Here is a 16,768-nt window from a genome sequence, read left to right as displayed (position 1 = left end):
TGATTGACGTGGACAGGAAAAGAGCAGGCTGCGTAGGGATGGCTTTGTGGCTTGCGGCTATCGGGACGGGTTGCAGCCCAGCTACTCCCGAGAGCCAGCAACCGGCCACCTACAGTGATCCGGATTATTACTATCAGATCAACGTAGTGCGGCCGGATGGACAGCAACCCCCTTTTACCCCATACGGGACACCGGCAAACAGCGGCACCAATAGCGATTATGGGCGGACGATTCGCCCGGACAGCCTCTCCATCTACCGTTAGGTGATTCAACTAAGGGACATGTCTTGCTGGGCGCTGCTGGGCAAGTGGCAGCAAGCTGTTTCTCACGATCTCCTTGGGTGTGAGGATGCAGACAGAGAAGAGGCCTGCAGACTAAACTCTATGAGCCAGTCTACAGGCCGCCGTCCTGGTGGGAAGCTATTCTTTTTTTTCGTATACGGGACGAGGCCTGTCAAACATCTCACCGATCTTGGCGTAGCTGTGTCCAGCCATCCTGCTGACCGGGGCGTACTTGTCGACATCGATTTTCCCGTCAAAGTACAGTTCATCATCGATGTGCACATAGACCACCTCGCCAATGATTAGATCAGAGGCAGCAGGCTCTCCCAGCGTCACCACCTGGTGCAGCTTGCACTCAAAGTGGATCCGCGATTCCCCGATGCGCGGCACCTTGACCGCCTTGGACGGTATGAGCGTCAGTCCGATGGCCTCGGCCTCACTGATCTCCGGCGGGTAGTCGGCCGATGACTGGTTCACCGCCTCCACATTGTGCACATCTACCATATTAATCACAAACTGGCCTGTTTCCTGAATATTTCGCGATGTATCCTTCGGCACACTGCCGGGTTTGCGCGCCACGGCTACCGAGACCATCATCGGGTCGATACAGGCGACGTTAAAATAACTGAACGGGGCCACGTTGACCACTTCGTCCCTGCTGATTGAGCTGACCCAAGCGATCGGCCGCGGCACTACGCTGCCGATCAGCAATTTGTACTTCTCCTGTCGCCCAATCTGGCCGATATCGATTTCCACGTCTTTTTCCTCCTTGATCCAGACTGGCGATCCGCCATCAAATCATCCCTGACTCGCTCACTGTTCCGCTGGAAGCCAGCTGTACATGTAGTTGGAATCCTCCACTTCAAGCGCCTGGCGGGTGACCTGGAGCGGGCGGAATGTATCGACCATCACGGCCAGCTCCTTTGTCTCCTTCTTACCGATGCTGGCTTCCACTTTGCCCGGATGAGGCCCATGCGGTATGCCCATCGGATGCAGTGTGATCGATCCTTCGTGAACCCCTTTGCGGCTCATAAAGTTGCCGTCCACATAGTAGAGCACCTCGTCACTCTCTACATTGCTGTGATAGTAGGGAGCGGGAATGGCCTGCGGATGGTAGTCGTAGAGCCGCGGGACGAACGAACAGACGACAAAGTTTTGGCCGGCAAACGTCTGATGGACCGGCGGGGGTTGATGGACCCGACCGGTAATCGGTTCGAAGTCGTAAATGCTAAGCGCATAGGGAAAAAGATACCCATCCCATCCTACTACATCAAACGGATGGAAGTCGAATGTATAGCTGTACAGCGTATTGTTCTGCTTCACCCGGACTTCAAATTCTCCTGCTTCATCGTAAGTGACGAGCCGCTCCGGCGGCCGGATATCCCGCTCGCAAAACGGAGAGTGCTCCAGAAGTTGGCCATGTTCATTGCGGTAGCGCTTGGGTGGAACGATCTCGTTTTGTGATTCCAGCACCAAAAATCGGCTGCTTTTGCTGGTTGGTTCAATCCGATAAGTGGTGCCGATCGGGATCACCAGGTAATCCCCTTTTCGATAAGGAACGGTACCAAAAATCGTCTGCAACTCTCCCTCGCCTTCGTGTACAAACAGGAGTTCATCTCCCTCCGCGTTCCGGTAGAAGTAATCCATCTTCTCTGTCGGTACGCAGACACCCATCACGAGATCGTGGTTGCCCAGCAGATATCTCCGCCCGCTGATCGGGTCACCGCCGGGAGGCAGATCAAAACTGAGAAAGTGCCGGTGCTTCAACACCTCTCTCGGCACAAACTGCAAGTCGAGGTCGGCATAGCGCTTGGCCTCCCTCACTTGTGTCGGGGGATTGTGGTGGTACAAAATCGACTGAATCCCGGAAAATCCCTTGGTTCCCATCAACTGCTCACGAAACAGCTCGCCATTCGGCTTGTAAAACGTGGTATGACGTTTGTGGGGAAAGCTCCCCAGCCGATGATAAAACGGCATATCCTCCCTCTCCCTTCCCCGTTAGACTCTTTTTTCCGCGATCCGATTGCGCAAAACCCCGAGACGCTCCACTTCCAACTCCACCACATCGCCCGGCTCCAGCCATGGGTAGTCGCCGCCAAGCTCCAAAATGCAGCCGGTACCAACTGTTCCGGAGCCGATCACGTCCCCCGGATACAGCGTGCAGTCGGCAGACGCACGGGCGATCATTTCAGCAAAGGTGTAGTAGATGTCGCGAAAGTTACCTCGTGAATACTCTTTCCCATTTACTTTGGCCGTCATCGTCAGGTCGTAGCGTGCACCCCGTTCACCGTCGACACGCCTGTCCTCCAACTCATCCGGTGTGACCAGATACGGTCCCAACGAGGTGGCAAAATCTTTTCCCTTCGCCGGACCGAGCCCCACCTTTACTTCCTCCCGCTGCAGATCCCGGGCGCTCCAATCGTTGAGCACGCAAAAACCGGCAATATGCCGATCCGCCTCGTCCACCGGGATGTCGACCCCCTCCTTGCCGATCACGCAGGCGATCTCCAGCTCATAGTCCAGCCAGCGGGTGGCACGGGGGCGAACAACCTCTGCCTCCGGTCCGACAAATGCGGCGGCGTTGGAGAAGTAAAACACCGGAAAGTGGTACCACTCGGGCACCATCTCCAGACCGCGACGACCTCTTGCTGTCTTGACATGCTCTTCAAATGCGTAAAAATCGCGAAAGCTGCGCGGCCGAAGTAGTGGAGGCCCCAGTAGGAGCTGCTCCAGCGGCAGAGCTTCCACTCCTTGCTGTCCGGCCAGGCGGTGGAGCGGGTCCCTCCACCGCTGCCATTGCTCCAACAAACCGAGCAGATGCTCCGGCGCCCCGGACAACTGCTCGCCGATGTCCAGAACACCTCTCTCAACCAGCAGACCAGCCCGCCAAGGAGTGGCTGCTTTCTCTTTGTACTTGTAAGTGACCAGTTTCACCGTTCAATCCCTCCTTCTATGTGCAGCAATGCCGGCACAGAAAGAAAAACCCAGTTCCGCGCCAATGTCTGCCCGCACGGGATACGTCCCTTGATGCCAGCAGAAAAGCGTTGAACTGGGCCCTATCTACTCCAACGAGAAAGGTTCTTGCGACGGATCCTCTCCCCGTAGATAACCAGTAGGTTTCTTATCATCATTGCCACCACGGATAGGTCTATCTGGCGCGCTGCTTTGTTTCCACGTAGCGATCTACGGCAGCCCGCAGCGCCTGCAGAATAGCTCCCTGGGTAGGGACGAGAAAGCGTTCCCGCACCGCCTGCTGCAGTTCTTTCCATTCGTCCGGCAAGCGGCGTCCTACCACCAAGGCAATCAAAAACTCTTCCGTTACATCCATCAAGAAGGTAAAAGAGGCATCAACTACCCGGTCGTCCGTCTGGTCGAACACCAGTGAACAGGCGAATACCTTTTGCTGTTCGGAAAGCGGTGTTCCTTTGGGCAGTTGGGCAAATCCCGTCGCCAATACATATGAATCGGACGAATAACGGGAATCAACAGGATTCATTTGCGGACCTCCTCCTTTTTATCTTAACGGAAACGCTTTCTTTTTTCCAGATGCCTTCTAGCGATTCATCGTACATTTTTTCACCAGCTCTGCCATGTCAGCCGGCAGCGGCTCTTCAAAGCAGAGCAGTTGCCCGGTTCGGGGATGAGAAAAGGCCAGCCTCGCTGCATGCAGTGCCTGGCGGCCAATCAAGCTGCGCTGCCCGCCGTACAAGTCATCACCGACGAGCGGATGACCGATATGGCGCATGTGCACACGGATCTGGTGCGTCCTCCCCGTGAGCAGCTGCAGTTCCACCACGGACATCTCCGCTCCGCGGCTGAGCACACGGTATCGGGTCAGCGCCGGCTGGCCGTCGGTGCGCACTTCCCGTTCGATGATCGACCCAGGCCGAAGACCGATCGGTGCTGCAATCTCTCCTGTCTCCTGGTTGAGCAATCCATGCACGACAGCCAGATAGGTTCGTCTCAACGTCCGCTCCCGCTGCATCCGTGCAAACCCCTCATGTGCCCACTGGTTTTTCGCTATGATCAGCAAGCCGGAGGTATCCTTATCCAGCCGATTGACTGGTCGGAAGCGTCTCATCTCTCCTTTTTCCCGCCAATAGGCTACCACTGCATTGGCCAGTGTTCGATCCGGGTGAGTGCGGGTCGGATGCACCACCATGCCGGCCGGTTTGGCGATCAGCAGCAGATCACGATCCTCATAGCGAATCGCAAGCGGCATCGGCTGCGGCTGGATCGTCTCCGGCTGTTCAGAAGGAAGGATCACCTCCACCACGTCCCCTGCCTCAACTATACGGGTTACGCGTACCGGCTCTCCGTTGATGAGAATCTCCCCATCGTATTTGGCCCGGTTGAGCAGCCTTCGCGACACTCCGTACGTGCTCTGCAACAGATCGCGCACAGTCCGGCCTTGTTCATCCTCTGCAACCTGAAAATGAAGCAGTCGTTCGCTCATTCCTCGTCTCCTCTGGTTGATCGTGCAACGTGGCGATACCATGGAATCCCGCTACCCGCCGCTCGATCAGTTTTCATGAGAGAAAGCTGCCAACCTGCCCTTCCGAGAGCAAAAGAAAGCCCACCCCCATGGGGATGGGCCACTGTTGTTCCGGTCATCTATTACTTTGCCTACTTTGCCGCCTTCGCTGCTTCGATCGCCGCTTCGTAGTTCGGATGTTCTCCTGCAGCCGGAACATATTCGGCATAGACGACTTTGTCGTTGGCATCTACGACAAACACCGCACGGCTGAGCAGCCTGTGTTCTTTGATCACCACGCCGTAGGCCAGGCCGAAGGACAGATCGCGGTAGTCAGACAACGTCTGCACGTTCTCAATACCGGCAGCGCCGCACCAGCGGGACTGGGCAAACGGCAGGTCAACGGAGATGGTCAGTACCTTCACTCCATCCAGTTGTGCCGCTTCCTCATTGAAGCGACGGGTTTGCGCATCGCAAACTCCTGTATCGAGGGAAGGGACAACGGAAATCACCCGCACCGTACCTTTCGAATCGGTCAGTGTCACCGGGGACAAATCGTTGGCTAGTACGGTAAAGTCAGGCGCTTGATCACCTACCTTCAATTCAGGTCCAAGCAGGGTAACAGGGCCTTTAAACTGAAACGCACCTTGACGCTCAACTGCAACAGTCATGGGATTCCCTCCTTCTTTCCTATCAGAAAAATTATGTACACGTATCATCATACACCATCTTTTGCTGCTTTTCACTATCGGAATGGGGAAAATGACACCTGATGATCCGCTTCACTTCGAATTCACCATTCTCCTCAGCCAGTTCATTGAGGTGGGAGCAGCATAGCAGCCCGTGATACAGGGCAAACGTAAACGTAACCCCGGTCAGATAATAGCTGGCGATCGTCTGGCCGACTACGAGCGCATCCACGATTTCCACCTGGTAATCCCCCTGGTCCCGCCGCCCGGTGCAGGAGACGACAAACCCGATTCGCCGCAAGATAGTGCCGATGTCAAACATGCCTTGCTCGTCGAAGTCAACCGTCTCTTCTGCCGTCATCACATGTTCCAGAAAACCGCCGAGCGACAACTGTTCCAGGTGAGCAGGCGCTGGCAGCGCGATAACAGCCCCGTCATCATGGACAAAGTAGACACTGTCCCGATAACGGAATATCAGTTCGTCGCCGGGCATATCGTCCTCAAACAGCTGCATGCGCTCTGGGATCAACAACCGCCACACATCGACAGGCTCCAGTTTGCAGAGTTCCATCGCACTCCCTCCGTTCTTTTTTTACCCATTGTGGGCAAAGAGAACGGGATGTATTCAGACTGCATGGGCTCCCCCTTCAAACAGCAAGACGAATAAGGCCAACAGCTGACCAAACGGCCAGAGAAGCAGTTGGGCGATCAGTGTGCCCACCAAACGCCCTACTCCCAGTTGGAACACAGCCGCCTTGAGATCGCGAAGCGGTCGTTTTTCCAGCACCACGTCATCAAGCAGCTTGGCACTAACCGGATCGACAAAAATGACCAGGATAATCGTACCCAGACCATTCACAATCGATGCCGTATTGATCGCAACCGAACGGTACTCGGGAACAAGAGCGCCCGCGTACAGGGCAGACAGGTTGCCAATCGCGTAAAAAGAAAAGATGGCTGCGTTCAAGGCGAGAAACCAATAGGTAAGCTGCGACTTCCGGATCTCCTGCCAGTTGGCGCGAAACGATGGGAGCCAAAACTGGGAGGGCAGTTTGCCCAACGTTCGGAACAGTCCTTCGCTCAAAACGATTTTGGGTATGCTTCCATGGCGATCCAGCTTGACCGTGCCAATCGCCAAGATACGGGCCATGGAAGGGATCAGCAGCAGACCGATGATAATCCCTCCGCTCATCGCCAGCAGCACCAGGCGGAAATCGGATAAGAGCGATTCGATGCTCCCGGTACGGATCGCGTTGTCCAGCATGGAACCGAGAAAGACCATCTGGGTCATCACCGCAAAACGGGAAAAAACGACGAGGATGTTAAACAAGGAAGCGGAGGCCCCGACTCGCCGCGTTCTCGCCCCTGAGAGACGGGCTGCGTACGAGACCGTCTCTATCGAGCTGATCACCATCGTAACCAGCATGATGAAGCCCAGTTTCATGTGGAAGTGCTCTCCTCTGATTTTGTTTTCTCCATCATACCAGTTTTGCCCACTTTGGTCCTGGATCAACATGGAGTCCTAAGAACAGGTAATTCCCCCTTTATCGAGCGGAAAAATCAATTTTCCTGGGAAAAACGGATGTAAATACAGCAAAAGTTTTGTATATTAAAACTATGGCAACTTTGTGAAACTTGAGGAATCACGAGATAGGGGGGAAACCATGAAACAGAGAAAAATCAATCGATTGTTAGTGGCCAACCGTGGTGAAATCGCGATACGAATCTTTCGGGCGGCAACCGAGCTGGGCATCCGCACGGTCGCGATCTACTCCGAGCAGGACAATGTGTCGATCCATCGCTTCAAAGCGGATGAATCGTATCTGGTCGGCGCGGGCAAGGGACCGATCGAAGCTTATCTCGATATTGAGAGCATCATCGAGATTGCCAAGCGGAACGACATTGACGCGATCCATCCCGGCTACGGCTTTCTTGCTGAAAATGAAGTGTTTGCTCGACGCTGTCAGGAAGAAGGCATCGCCTTTATCGGGCCATCGCCTCAACTGATCGAGATGTTCGGCGACAAGGTGCAGGCTCGCAACATGGCGATCAAGGCCGGCATCCCGGTAATCCCAGGGACACCGGAACCGATCGAGACCCTGCAGGAAGCGCTCCTGTTCACCAAAGAGCACGGCTATCCGGTGATTATCAAGGGTGTTTCAGGCGGCGGTGGCCGCGGTATGCGCATCGTCCGCAATCAGGACGAGCTGCAGGAGGCATTGGACCGGGCCCGTTCGGAGGCTCGCTCCTCCTTTGGCAACGCAGCCGTCTACGTGGAACGTTATCTGGAGGAGCCAAAACATATTGAGGTGCAAATCCTGGGGGATCAGCACGGCAACATCGTCCACCTCTACGAGCGGGACTGCTCCATCCAGCGGCGCCATCAGAAAGTGGTGGAAGTGGCCCCAAGTCTGTCTCTGTCAGACGAACTGCGGGAAGAGATCTGCCAGGCAGCGCTGAAACTGATGAAAGAAGCGGGATACACCAACGCTGGTACAGTCGAGTTCCTGCTTACCCCGGACAACAAATTTTACTTCATCGAAGTCAATCCGCGGATTCAAGTAGAGCATACGATTACCGAACTGATTACCGGGATTGATATCGTCCAGGCGCAAATCCGGATTGCGGAAGGATATACACTCTCTGATCCAGAGATCGGCATCCGCTCGCAGGAAGAGATTGAGATGAACGGGTATGCCATCCAGTGCCGGGTCACCACGGAAGATCCGGAAAACGGATTTATCCCAGATGCAGGACGTCTGCTGGCTTGGCGCTCGGGAGGTGGATTCGGCGTCAGGCTGGACGGAGGGAACGGCTATCCTGGCGCGATCATCACACCACATTACGACTCGCTGTTGGTCAAAATCTCCACGTACGCCGATACGTTTGAGCAGGCTGCCCGGAAAATGCTGCGGACACTGCGGGAGTTCCGTATCCGCGGGGTGAAGACCAATCTTCCTTTCCTGGAAAACGTGGTCACACACCCGGACTTCCTCAGCGGTCAATACAACACGTCCTTTATCGACAGCAAACCGGAGCTGTTCGTGTTCCCTGGCACACAGGACCGCGGCACCAAGCTGCTCAACTACATCGGCAACACGATCGTCAATGGCTATCCGGACCTGCCCAAGGGGGAGAAAAAACCGCGCGTCGGCTATCCGCGGATTCCCAAAACACCGTTCTCTCAGCCGTATCCGGACGGAACCAAGCAGATCCTCGATCGGGAAGGGGCAGACGGGCTGGTCAAATGGATTCAGTCCCAGCAAAAGGTGCTGCTGACCGACACCACCTTTCGCGATGCCCACCAGTCGCTGTTCGCTACACGCGTGCGAACCTACGACCTGGTAGCAATCGCCGAAGCCACCGGCAAACTGGCGCACGACGTCTTTTCGCTGGAGATGTGGGGCGGTGCCACGTTTGACACGGCGATGCGTTTTCTAAAGGAATCGCCTTGGGACAGGCTCCAGCTGCTGCGGGAAAAGATCCCCAACGTGTTGTTTCAGATGTTGCTGCGCGGCGCAAATGCGGTCGGCTACACCAACTACCCGGACAACGTGATCCAGGCCTTTGTCAAGGAATCGGCCGCACGAGGCATCGATGTGTTTCGGATATTTGACAGCTTGAACTGGCTGCCCAATATGCAGGTGGCGATTGACGCGGTACGTGAATCAGGGAAAGTGGCGGAAGCGGCGATCTGTTATACCGGCGATATACTCGATCCGACCAAAACCAAGTACAACCTGAAGTACTACGTCGATCTGGCCAAAGAGTTGGAACGGGCGGGTGCCCATATTCTGGCGATCAAAGATATGGCCGGATTGCTGAAACCGTATGCGGCTTATGAGCTGATTCGGGCCCTCAAACAGGAGGTAGCCCTCCCGATTCACCTGCACACCCACGATACCTCCGGAAACGGCGGTGCGATGCTGCTCAAGGCCATTGAAGCAGGAGTCGATATTGTGGATGCCTGCGTCAGCTCACTCTCCGGACTCACCTCACAGCCGAGCATCAATGCCTTGATCGCCTCGCTGGAGCGGACTGAGCGCGATACTGGCCTCTCGCTTGAGGCATATAACCGCTTGTCCGATTACTGGGAGGATATTCGACCGCTGTATCAAGGTTTTGAAAGCGGTATGAAGGCAAGCAACGCAGAGGTTTACGTTCATGAGATGCCGGGTGGTCAGTACTCCAATCTGGAACAGCAGGCCAAAGCTGTCGGTTTGGGAGGACGCTGGGACGAGATCAAGGCGATGTATGCGGCAGTGAATCGATTGTTTGGCGACATCGTTAAAGTGACACCCTCCTCCAAAGTGGTCGGTGACATGGCTCTGTTCATGGTGCAAAACAACCTCACGGAAGAAAACCTGTATGAAAAGGGAGCACGACTCGATTTCCCCGATTCCGTAGTGCAGTTCTTCCAGGGGTATCTCGGACAGCCTCCGGGGGGTTTCCCGAAACGACTGCAGGAATTGGTGCTGAAAAGTCGTGAATCGTTTACGGCGCGGCCCGGCGAACTGCTCGCCCCTGTCGACTTCGCCAAACTAAAACAAGAACTGGAAGAAAAGATCGGACGTGAACCGAGTGAGTTGGATGTCCTGTCCTACATCATGTACCCGCCGGTCTTCCTCCAGTACGATCAAAGTTTGAAGGAGTACGGAGATCTCTCGTTCCTTGATACCTCTACCTTCTTCTACGGGCTGCGGCCGGGTGAGGAGACGTCTGTCAGCATCGAACGAGGGAAAACACTGATTATCAAGCTGGTCGCCGTCGGTGATCTGCAGCCGGACGGACGCCGGATCGTCTACTTTGAGTTAAACGGTCAGCCACGAGAGATCAAGGTGCGGGATCATGCTGCTCAAGTCACGGAACAACAGCGGGCCAGAGCGGACTCGAAAAACCCCAGCCACGTCGGTGCCTCGATGCCAGGGAAAGTATTGAAGGTGCTGGTCGAAGCGGGTGACAAGGTACGAAAAGGGGAGCATCTTCTCGTCAGCGAAGCGATGAAGATGGAAACCACGCTTCAGGCTCCAGTCGATGCTACGGTAAAGGCAGTTCACGTAAAAGCAGGCGATACCATTGAAGCCGGTGACCTCCTCCTTGAGCTGGAGTAGCTCGCCTAGAAAAAACGGCATTCCGCTCGGCGGAATGCCGTTATCCTCTTTCAATCACATAATCTTCGTCATCAGCGTGTGTCACAATGCGCGTTGTTGAGTTTGACTGTTGCTGATCGTTGGAAAACATGCCCTGGATCTTGTCCACAAATTGCGGAATCGAATCTAGGATGCGATCATACAAATGGGTTGCGTTTTCCAGCGGAATGGACCGAATGCCCTGCTTGCCGACGACCAGGAAAGCGACCGGGGTAATGGATACACCGCCACCACTCCCGCCACCAAAGGGGTGGTTTCCAGCCGAATGCATATGGTAATCCTGGGAGTATTCAAACTCGCTTCCGCCTGCAGCGAAGCCAAAACCCACTTTGGATACAGGCAAGATGACACTGCCGTCCGGGGTCTCCACCGGGTCCCCAATAATGGTGTTTACATCGACCATTTGTTTTAGGTTTTCCATCGTCGTCTTCATCAAACCCTGGATGGGGTGGTCTGCCATCATTAATTCCTCCTTAGTTTATTCGGCATTCGTAGCATGCCCCAACTTGGGTCTAAGCATGTACTGTTGAAAATGAGTGAGCCACGTTGGTTACAATCAATTTACCTAAATAAAGGAATAATTAGCAGATATTGAGTGGCTCGTTTGGAGACTTCACATGATATCACTTAGATTCAGTTGTCCCTACAATTTCTCCTGCATTCGTTTTAACATCGGCCATCAATGATCACAATAAAAAAAGGTCCTTTCCGCCTTAATCAATCAATTATTTTGCTTAATGTCTTGTTGTTCCTGTAAATATTGGTGTAATGCATTTTCAAGTTGAGTGTTTCTTTTCATACCCATTATTTCATAAAACTTCATGAGACTTTGACCCTGCGTGTTTCTTAAATCGATGAGAATTCGTGATCTAATCAGTTTTTGTACGTCTACAGTAGTGGTTAATTTTGAACGATTTTTCGTACTTCTATACACTCCATGTAGCATTTTATTTACTGTTTGGTTGTTAGCTGGTGCTCCTTTAATAATGACAAATGGAGCATTCAGTTCACCATCATATTGGTCGCAATATTTTTTGATAACATTATATGAATATAAATCCATTTCCAACCATTTATCCACTGATTCATCGAAGTCATGTCTAAGATTGCGTATTTTTCTTTCTTCAATCTTTACGTCATTCCTTTTCAATTTATAAATGTGATCTTGTTCGAAAAGCATATGGTAAGCCAGTGTGACTATCAATGGCGTCAAAATCTTCTCTTGAGTTTGTTTTTTACTAAAATCGGTTTCGTGCATAATATAGTCAATGTCTTCTTCTGTTAAAAAATCAAGCTTTTCCTTTGGTGTCTTTTTAACACTTTGGATTGTTTCTTTAATACGAAAATATGACTCTAAATCAATTTTTCTTAAATCTGCTGAACATAGTAACTCAAGAAAATTCGTTAGTGCTGCTCTTGCTGTAGAGCCCGTTCGATTTTCTAGAAATCTTTTTATTAAATGCTTTGCAAAAAAACTTTTAAAATCAACAAGGGCACTGTCTTCTAAATAATTTTCAACATAATTATTAATGTCTCGTAGGTATTGTTCTCGAACCCTTGGAACTAAGCTCCTATCTTTTGTTTTTAAAAACATTGCGAAATCTTTGTTAATGAAGTCCTTCAACAGTTGGATTGAAATCTGTTCCATAGTTTATAACCTCCATATTAAATAAAATTAAAATTTTATGCATATTTTGCAAGTAAAATTTTTGTATTATTTCCCTCTTCAAATTTTATAATACTACAATTACAAGTCAGAAAATATTTGCATTTATTATAATAGCGAAGACTGTCATCGAACAGCTGACAGTCTTGAATGTACTTATATAGCCAAATCCAACGGCAGATCCGATATATCCTTTAACCGCTTCCCGTCAATCATAATATTGAGCAACTCCAATGCATCTTCTGCATTTGCCATTTCCACCGATTGTTTAAGTTCATCCAGAGCGAAATGGTAAACACAATCTATATCACCTGTACCAAGTGCAATGGAGGCAAGACGACTTGGCAATGGTTCTGCCGTAACAACGACAATGTGAGGCAAATGTCCTTTGCGATTTCGGATCAAGTTCAAAGCTTCTGAACGACTGTTTTGACTTCGATCTGAACGAATCGTCCACTTGGAAGAAATGCTAGCGTGAAGCAGCGGCTTTCCTCCGTTAATTGCCCGAATCGCTGCACGGCGGCTGACATCTAGATCAACCATAAGATCATCCCTATTAAGTTCATCATCCTGCAAAAGATTCTGAACAATAATGATATCAGGAGTAATCGTATAGTCATTTCCAAGAGCAGCCGCAAGCTCTGGATTGTTTTTGGAGGCCTCGTCAAGTGCGGTTAAATGAGCGTATTGTTCAAAACCAGCTATCGCCATTCTTTTGCGATTCCCAATCTTCTTAATCTCCCAATAACCAGGACGTATATGATTTAGTGCCAAAAAAGTATCACGTATAAACTCGGCATTAATAGCCTCAAATTCACTTCCGCTTGTTTGACCTGCTAATCTTTCTCCTGCTTCTGATTCCAGTATTTCAGCAATTCCCTTAGCAATTCTAACCGATAATTTACTGTCTTTATCTGCGTTGCTCGGAACTCCTTGACTATTGACTGTAAGTACTGACTGCAAGAGCGAGGCATGATATTTCTTTCGTGCTTTAGCAATAAGCGCATTTGTCATAGTCTATGTATCCTTTTCAGATTTATTGTAATTCCAGCTTCTAAGCACTTTCGAATTTCCAGTCCAACCGCTTGAGCAACCGGTGGTGGAAATGCATTGCCGATTTGACGATAGGCTGGCGTTTTCTTGCCGAAAAATTGCCAAGAATCAGGAAAACCTTGTAACCGTGCAACCATTCTTGTGGTCAATCGGGGCAAACCAATGAAATTAGGCTCAGGTGCTTGGTCAGCAATGCCCATCCCATCAACCCCCAGAGCTGCCCATGCTCGTTTTGCACGTGTTGGTCCCAAATCAGGCCCCCCGTGTTTCTTTGAACCACCAACGATAGTTGGAGCAATATCATTTGCCCAATCTTTCCAGCGATTGGCCAAAAACCAACCATTCTCAGCCATAAGGTCATAAAGAGTTTCTCCCACTGTAGGAGGTCGATGCCACAATGGCTTTGGCCAGCTAAAGTTATGAGCGAGGTCGTTCCTTATTGCAACAAAGACAACACGCGGGCGAAGTTGAGGAACGCCAAAGTCGGAAGCGTTTAAAAGTTTCCATTCCGCTGTATATCCCATTTTACGAAGATCATCTACTATCTTTTCTCGATAATCGTCAAATACTGCATCCAATAACCCACGAACATTTTCAAGCATAACTGCCTTAGGTTGAATTTCCTCAACCATGCGAATTGCTTCGGGGAACAAGTCGCGTTCATCTTCTTGTCCAAGCTGTTTACCAGCCTTTGAAAACGGCGGACAAGGAACACCGCCCGCAAGCAAATCAATACCTTTGAAGTGTTTTCCAGATACATTTCGCAAATCATCTTCTATAACGTTCCAGTGAGGTCGATTTAAGCGTAGAGTTGCGCAAGCTGGAGATTCAATTTCGACAAGCGCGGCATGTTCAAATCCTGCTAATTCAAGACCAAGAGCTTGTCCACCCGCTCCTGCACATATTTCAAGTGAATTCATATGGGATACTCTCCTAACTGTCTTGCTTAAGAATTAAGTATAGATGATGTTGGACCTGTCTTCAAGATGCTAAAAACGAACGTTTGTTCCTGTTTTTATTTTAACAAAAGATAAGCCAAAATCAAAGTAATTGAAAAGCGAAAAGACATGTACCACAATGTGAACATGTCCAAATAAACGTTAGTATTTCAATGCCAGGGGGTTAGCGCCGCTTTTCTGGCGTTATCGTTTGCAGATTCCACACGCGTCCGGGGTCTCCACCGGGTCCCCGATAATGGTGTTTACATCGACCATTTGTTTCAGGTTTTCCACCGTCGTCTTCATCAAACCCTGGATGGGGTGGTCTGCCATTTTTGCTCACGTCTTCTTCTCAGTTTTAGTAAGATACGGATCCCTGCGACAAGAGCGTGTCCCAGCCGAAATCGAAGTATACAGCGAAACTGCGTTTGGATCTGTTCCCCATTCCAGACAGGCTGCACGCTGAGCCGTGGTACCGTCCTCATCGTGATGTAGTGGGAAAAGCAGGTTACGATGGCGCTTTTAATGCCCCATACCAAGCCCGTCAAGGCGTCCGTTGAGGCCGCCTCCCCGAATCCAAGGCGCGTATGCCATTCGATCTCTTCGCAGCGCACGTGGCGCATCATTTTCTTTATCGTCTTACGCAAATCGATAACACGCTGCTGAAACTGCTTGTACTTCTGCACCTTCTGTTTTATGTCCGCCGGGGAAATCTTCTTACGCTTCTCTGTCCGTTTCCGTCTGCTCTCCCGCTCCATATTGACAGACATCTCGGCACCCGTCTTGCCTGCCAAAAGTTTCAAGACAGGAATCTCATATTTATAGCGAATTAGGTGAAACCAAGCACTCACTTCGATCGTCAAATAGTCGTTAGCACTTTTACGTCGATATGCCAGTACAATCTTCAGTGGAGTCACGACAATGATCAGGAGCAAAAGCAGAATGCCAAGCAGCATATACCAGCCAAACAAGAGAATCCCCGCCTTTCCTCTCTAGTATGAGGAAAAAACGGGGAAATATGTTAAGTTGTTGACAAATAGAATCGTCAGCTAGTTCAATACGTACACCTTTACATTTTGTTGGATTCCGTGGTCAACTGCCTGCTGGTAGGTTGGGTAGTACAAGTCGATGCGGTTTCCTTTCACCGCTCCGCCGATGTCTGCCGCTACAGCGTAGCCGTATCCTTCAATGTAGAGATGGCTGCCCAAAGCGATCACATTGGGATCAACAGCTACAATTCCAGGACGAAGCGGCGCCCCGATGTACGACTTCACATTGCCATCCGGATAGTTATAGGCTGTCGTCTCCGCATCCAGCGTGCGTGTATAGCGAAACGCTACCGGTTCAGTTTGCTCGTATTTGCTGCTCTGGAAGCTAGGTCTGTATAAGAAATCATATGCATAGGCAGCCGCTGCACCGCGTGTAATCAACTTGGCGGGCTGCAGCATTCCTGTTGAAGAAGGTTGGGTAATCTCATGTTGCAGTGCGTATACCATCGGCCGTTTGCCCCATTCCGATAGCTCGTCCCCATCGGGATAGGCGAGCAATGTCTTCATGGTTGTGGACCACAGCAGTTGATTGATGCGTCCCCCTTCTCCTTTTGCACGCAGCAAGATTGCGATCATTTCTTCTTTACTCACTGTTTCATCAGGATGCAGATAGAGGCCTCCCTCTGCTCTGTGTCCATGGAGAATCCCTAGTCGGTACGCCGTCTTGGCGTATGGATAAAACCAGTGATCGTCTGGTACATCTGCAAAGTGAACGCGCTTGCCGGCATCCGGCTGTACACCTCTTGCCTTGACAAACATGGCAATCAACTCTGAACGTGTAATCACCTTATCAGGATAGAATTGCCCATTGTCGTTTCCCTCAATCACTCCGCCCTGCTGCAGTTGGCGGATTTTCGATTCGGCCCAATGGCCGGAAATATCGGTGATTCCTTTTTCTTCAGACAACACAGCGGACTTTGCCCCTGCCGTATTCGAGATGCTGATCAGCGACAGACTGATCAAGACTGCAAGCAAACTCTTTTTCAGCATCGTTCTCCTCCCGACACGATTTCGATCATGTAGACCTTATGGTATCTTTGGTTATCTCTGCCAAAGGGTTGTGACAAGTCTACGTATTACTCTATACAGATCACCCGTTCAATTCAAGAAACAAAACTTTCCATACAAAGGAAGAGGGCCCAAAATCGGGCCCTTGTATCTACATCCACATATGCATTTCTCTTTCCCCAGCACCGGGCCGTACGTTACTTATTAGGAACGACCAGCCAGTTGCTGCTCTGCGAAGCTTACCAGACGTTTGGTGATTTCTCCTCCTACCGACCCGTTTTGACGAGAAGTGGTATCTGCACCAAGTTGAACACCGAACTCTTGTGCAATCTCGTACTTCAGTTGATCCAGTGCCTGGTTGGCTTGAGGTACGAGCAAGCGGTTGCTAGAAGTGTTGTTCGCTGCCATATTTCTCACCTCCTCGTTGTTGGTAAGTTTAATATGTGTATACGGAAAAAAT

General features: G+C 51.1%; 17 protein-coding genes and 1 pseudogene. 2 read left to right on the top strand and 16 right to left on the bottom strand.

The window, feature by feature from the left end; all coding sequences use genetic code 11:
• Positions 1–38 precede the first annotated feature (38 nt).
• The gene (locus tag LOK74_RS03730; RefSeq protein WP_230045261.1) at positions 39–263 is read left to right on the top strand and encodes a hypothetical protein; all 225 of its coding nucleotides are present in this window, start codon (positions 39–41) and stop codon (positions 261–263) included.
• Positions 264–419: 156 nt separating this feature from the next.
• Here LOK74_RS03730 and LOK74_RS03725 read toward each other — a convergent pair whose 3' ends face one another.
• From LOK74_RS03725 to LOK74_RS03690, 8 genes are all read right to left on the bottom strand, one after another.
• Positions 420–1,037: a flavin reductase family protein gene (locus LOK74_RS03725; protein ID WP_230045260.1), complete on the bottom strand. Its 618-nt coding sequence runs from the start codon at positions 1,035–1,037 to the stop codon at positions 420–422.
• A gap of 57 nt (positions 1,038–1,094) precedes the next feature.
• Positions 1,095–2,258 carry a homogentisate 1,2-dioxygenase gene (locus tag LOK74_RS03720; protein WP_230045259.1) on the bottom strand — a complete coding sequence of 388 codons (1,164 nt, stop codon included), beginning with the start codon at positions 2,256–2,258 and terminating at the stop codon, positions 1,095–1,097.
• Positions 2,259–2,279: 21 nt separating this feature from the next.
• Complete coding sequence (locus tag LOK74_RS03715; protein WP_230045258.1) at positions 2,280–3,215, bottom strand: fumarylacetoacetate hydrolase family protein; 936 nt, start codon at positions 3,213–3,215, stop codon at positions 2,280–2,282.
• Between the two features lie 214 nt (positions 3,216–3,429).
• The gene (locus tag LOK74_RS03710; RefSeq protein WP_230045257.1) at positions 3,430–3,777 is read right to left on the bottom strand and encodes a DUF3870 domain-containing protein; all 348 of its coding nucleotides are present in this window, start codon (positions 3,775–3,777) and stop codon (positions 3,430–3,432) included.
• A 57-nt stretch (positions 3,778–3,834) separates the two neighbouring features.
• Positions 3,835–4,737 carry an RluA family pseudouridine synthase gene (locus LOK74_RS03705; protein WP_230045256.1) on the bottom strand — a complete coding sequence of 301 codons (903 nt, stop codon included), beginning with the start codon at positions 4,735–4,737 and terminating at the stop codon, positions 3,835–3,837.
• Between the two features lie 170 nt (positions 4,738–4,907).
• Entirely contained in the window at positions 4,908–5,426 is a 519-nt protein-coding gene (gene tpx / locus LOK74_RS03700) for a thiol peroxidase (RefSeq protein WP_230045255.1), read from the bottom strand.
• 31 nt (positions 5,427–5,457) lie between these two features.
• Positions 5,458–6,015, bottom strand: a complete 558-nt coding sequence (locus LOK74_RS03695; protein ID WP_230045254.1) for a hypothetical protein — start codon at positions 6,013–6,015, stop codon at positions 5,458–5,460.
• Between the two features lie 54 nt (positions 6,016–6,069).
• Entirely contained in the window at positions 6,070–6,888 is an 819-nt protein-coding gene (locus LOK74_RS03690) for a lipid II flippase family protein (RefSeq protein ID WP_230045253.1), read from the bottom strand.
• 220 nt (positions 6,889–7,108) lie between these two features.
• Here LOK74_RS03690 and pyc point away from each other — a divergent pair, with 220 nt between their 5' ends.
• A complete protein-coding gene (gene pyc / locus LOK74_RS03685; RefSeq protein ID WP_230045252.1) occupies positions 7,109–10,555 on the top strand; it encodes a pyruvate carboxylase in 3,447 nt (1,148 codons plus the stop codon).
• A gap of 40 nt (positions 10,556–10,595) precedes the next feature.
• Here the strand turns inward: pyc and ytfJ are convergent, their stop codons facing one another.
• The 8 genes and pseudogenes from ytfJ to LOK74_RS03645 form a co-directional block, all read right to left on the bottom strand.
• Positions 10,596–11,054, bottom strand: coding sequence for a GerW family sporulation protein (gene ytfJ / locus LOK74_RS03680; RefSeq protein WP_230045251.1), 459 nt, complete (start codon positions 11,052–11,054; stop codon positions 10,596–10,598).
• 261 nt (positions 11,055–11,315) lie between these two features.
• Complete coding sequence (locus LOK74_RS03675) at positions 11,316–12,242, bottom strand: hypothetical protein (RefSeq protein WP_230045250.1); 927 nt, start codon at positions 12,240–12,242, stop codon at positions 11,316–11,318.
• A 174-nt stretch (positions 12,243–12,416) separates the two neighbouring features.
• On the bottom strand, positions 12,417–13,274 hold the full coding sequence (locus LOK74_RS03670) for an NgoMIV family type II restriction endonuclease (protein WP_230045249.1): 858 nt from the start codon (positions 13,272–13,274) through the stop codon (positions 12,417–12,419).
• Positions 13,271–14,233, bottom strand: a complete 963-nt coding sequence (locus LOK74_RS03665) for a DNA cytosine methyltransferase (protein ID WP_230045248.1) — start codon at positions 14,231–14,233, stop codon at positions 13,271–13,273. The genes LOK74_RS03670 and LOK74_RS03665 overlap by 4 nt, the downstream gene beginning before the upstream one ends.
• Before the next feature lie 246 nt (positions 14,234–14,479).
• Positions 14,480–14,584 (bottom strand): annotated as a pseudogene (locus LOK74_RS03660) (sporulation protein YtfJ); the annotation flags it as partial.
• A complete protein-coding gene (locus tag LOK74_RS03655; RefSeq protein ID WP_230045247.1) occupies positions 14,557–15,222 on the bottom strand; it encodes a DUF2953 domain-containing protein in 666 nt (221 codons plus the stop codon). The gene LOK74_RS03655 and the pseudogene LOK74_RS03660, both read right to left, overlap by 28 nt.
• A 78-nt stretch (positions 15,223–15,300) precedes the next feature.
• Complete coding sequence (locus LOK74_RS03650) at positions 15,301–16,290, bottom strand: 3D domain-containing protein (protein ID WP_230045246.1); 990 nt, start codon at positions 16,288–16,290, stop codon at positions 15,301–15,303.
• 222 nt (positions 16,291–16,512) lie between these two features.
• Positions 16,513–16,716 carry an alpha/beta-type small acid-soluble spore protein gene (locus LOK74_RS03645; protein ID WP_230045245.1) on the bottom strand — a complete coding sequence of 68 codons (204 nt, stop codon included), beginning with the start codon at positions 16,714–16,716 and terminating at the stop codon, positions 16,513–16,515.
• Between the last annotated feature and the right edge of the window lie 52 nt (positions 16,717–16,768).

This window comes from Brevibacillus humidisoli (assembly GCF_020923435.1).
Classification (GTDB): domain Bacteria; phylum Bacillota; class Bacilli; order Brevibacillales; family Brevibacillaceae; genus Brevibacillus_E; species Brevibacillus_E humidisoli.
This window is presented reverse-complemented; position numbering and strand designations above follow the sequence as displayed.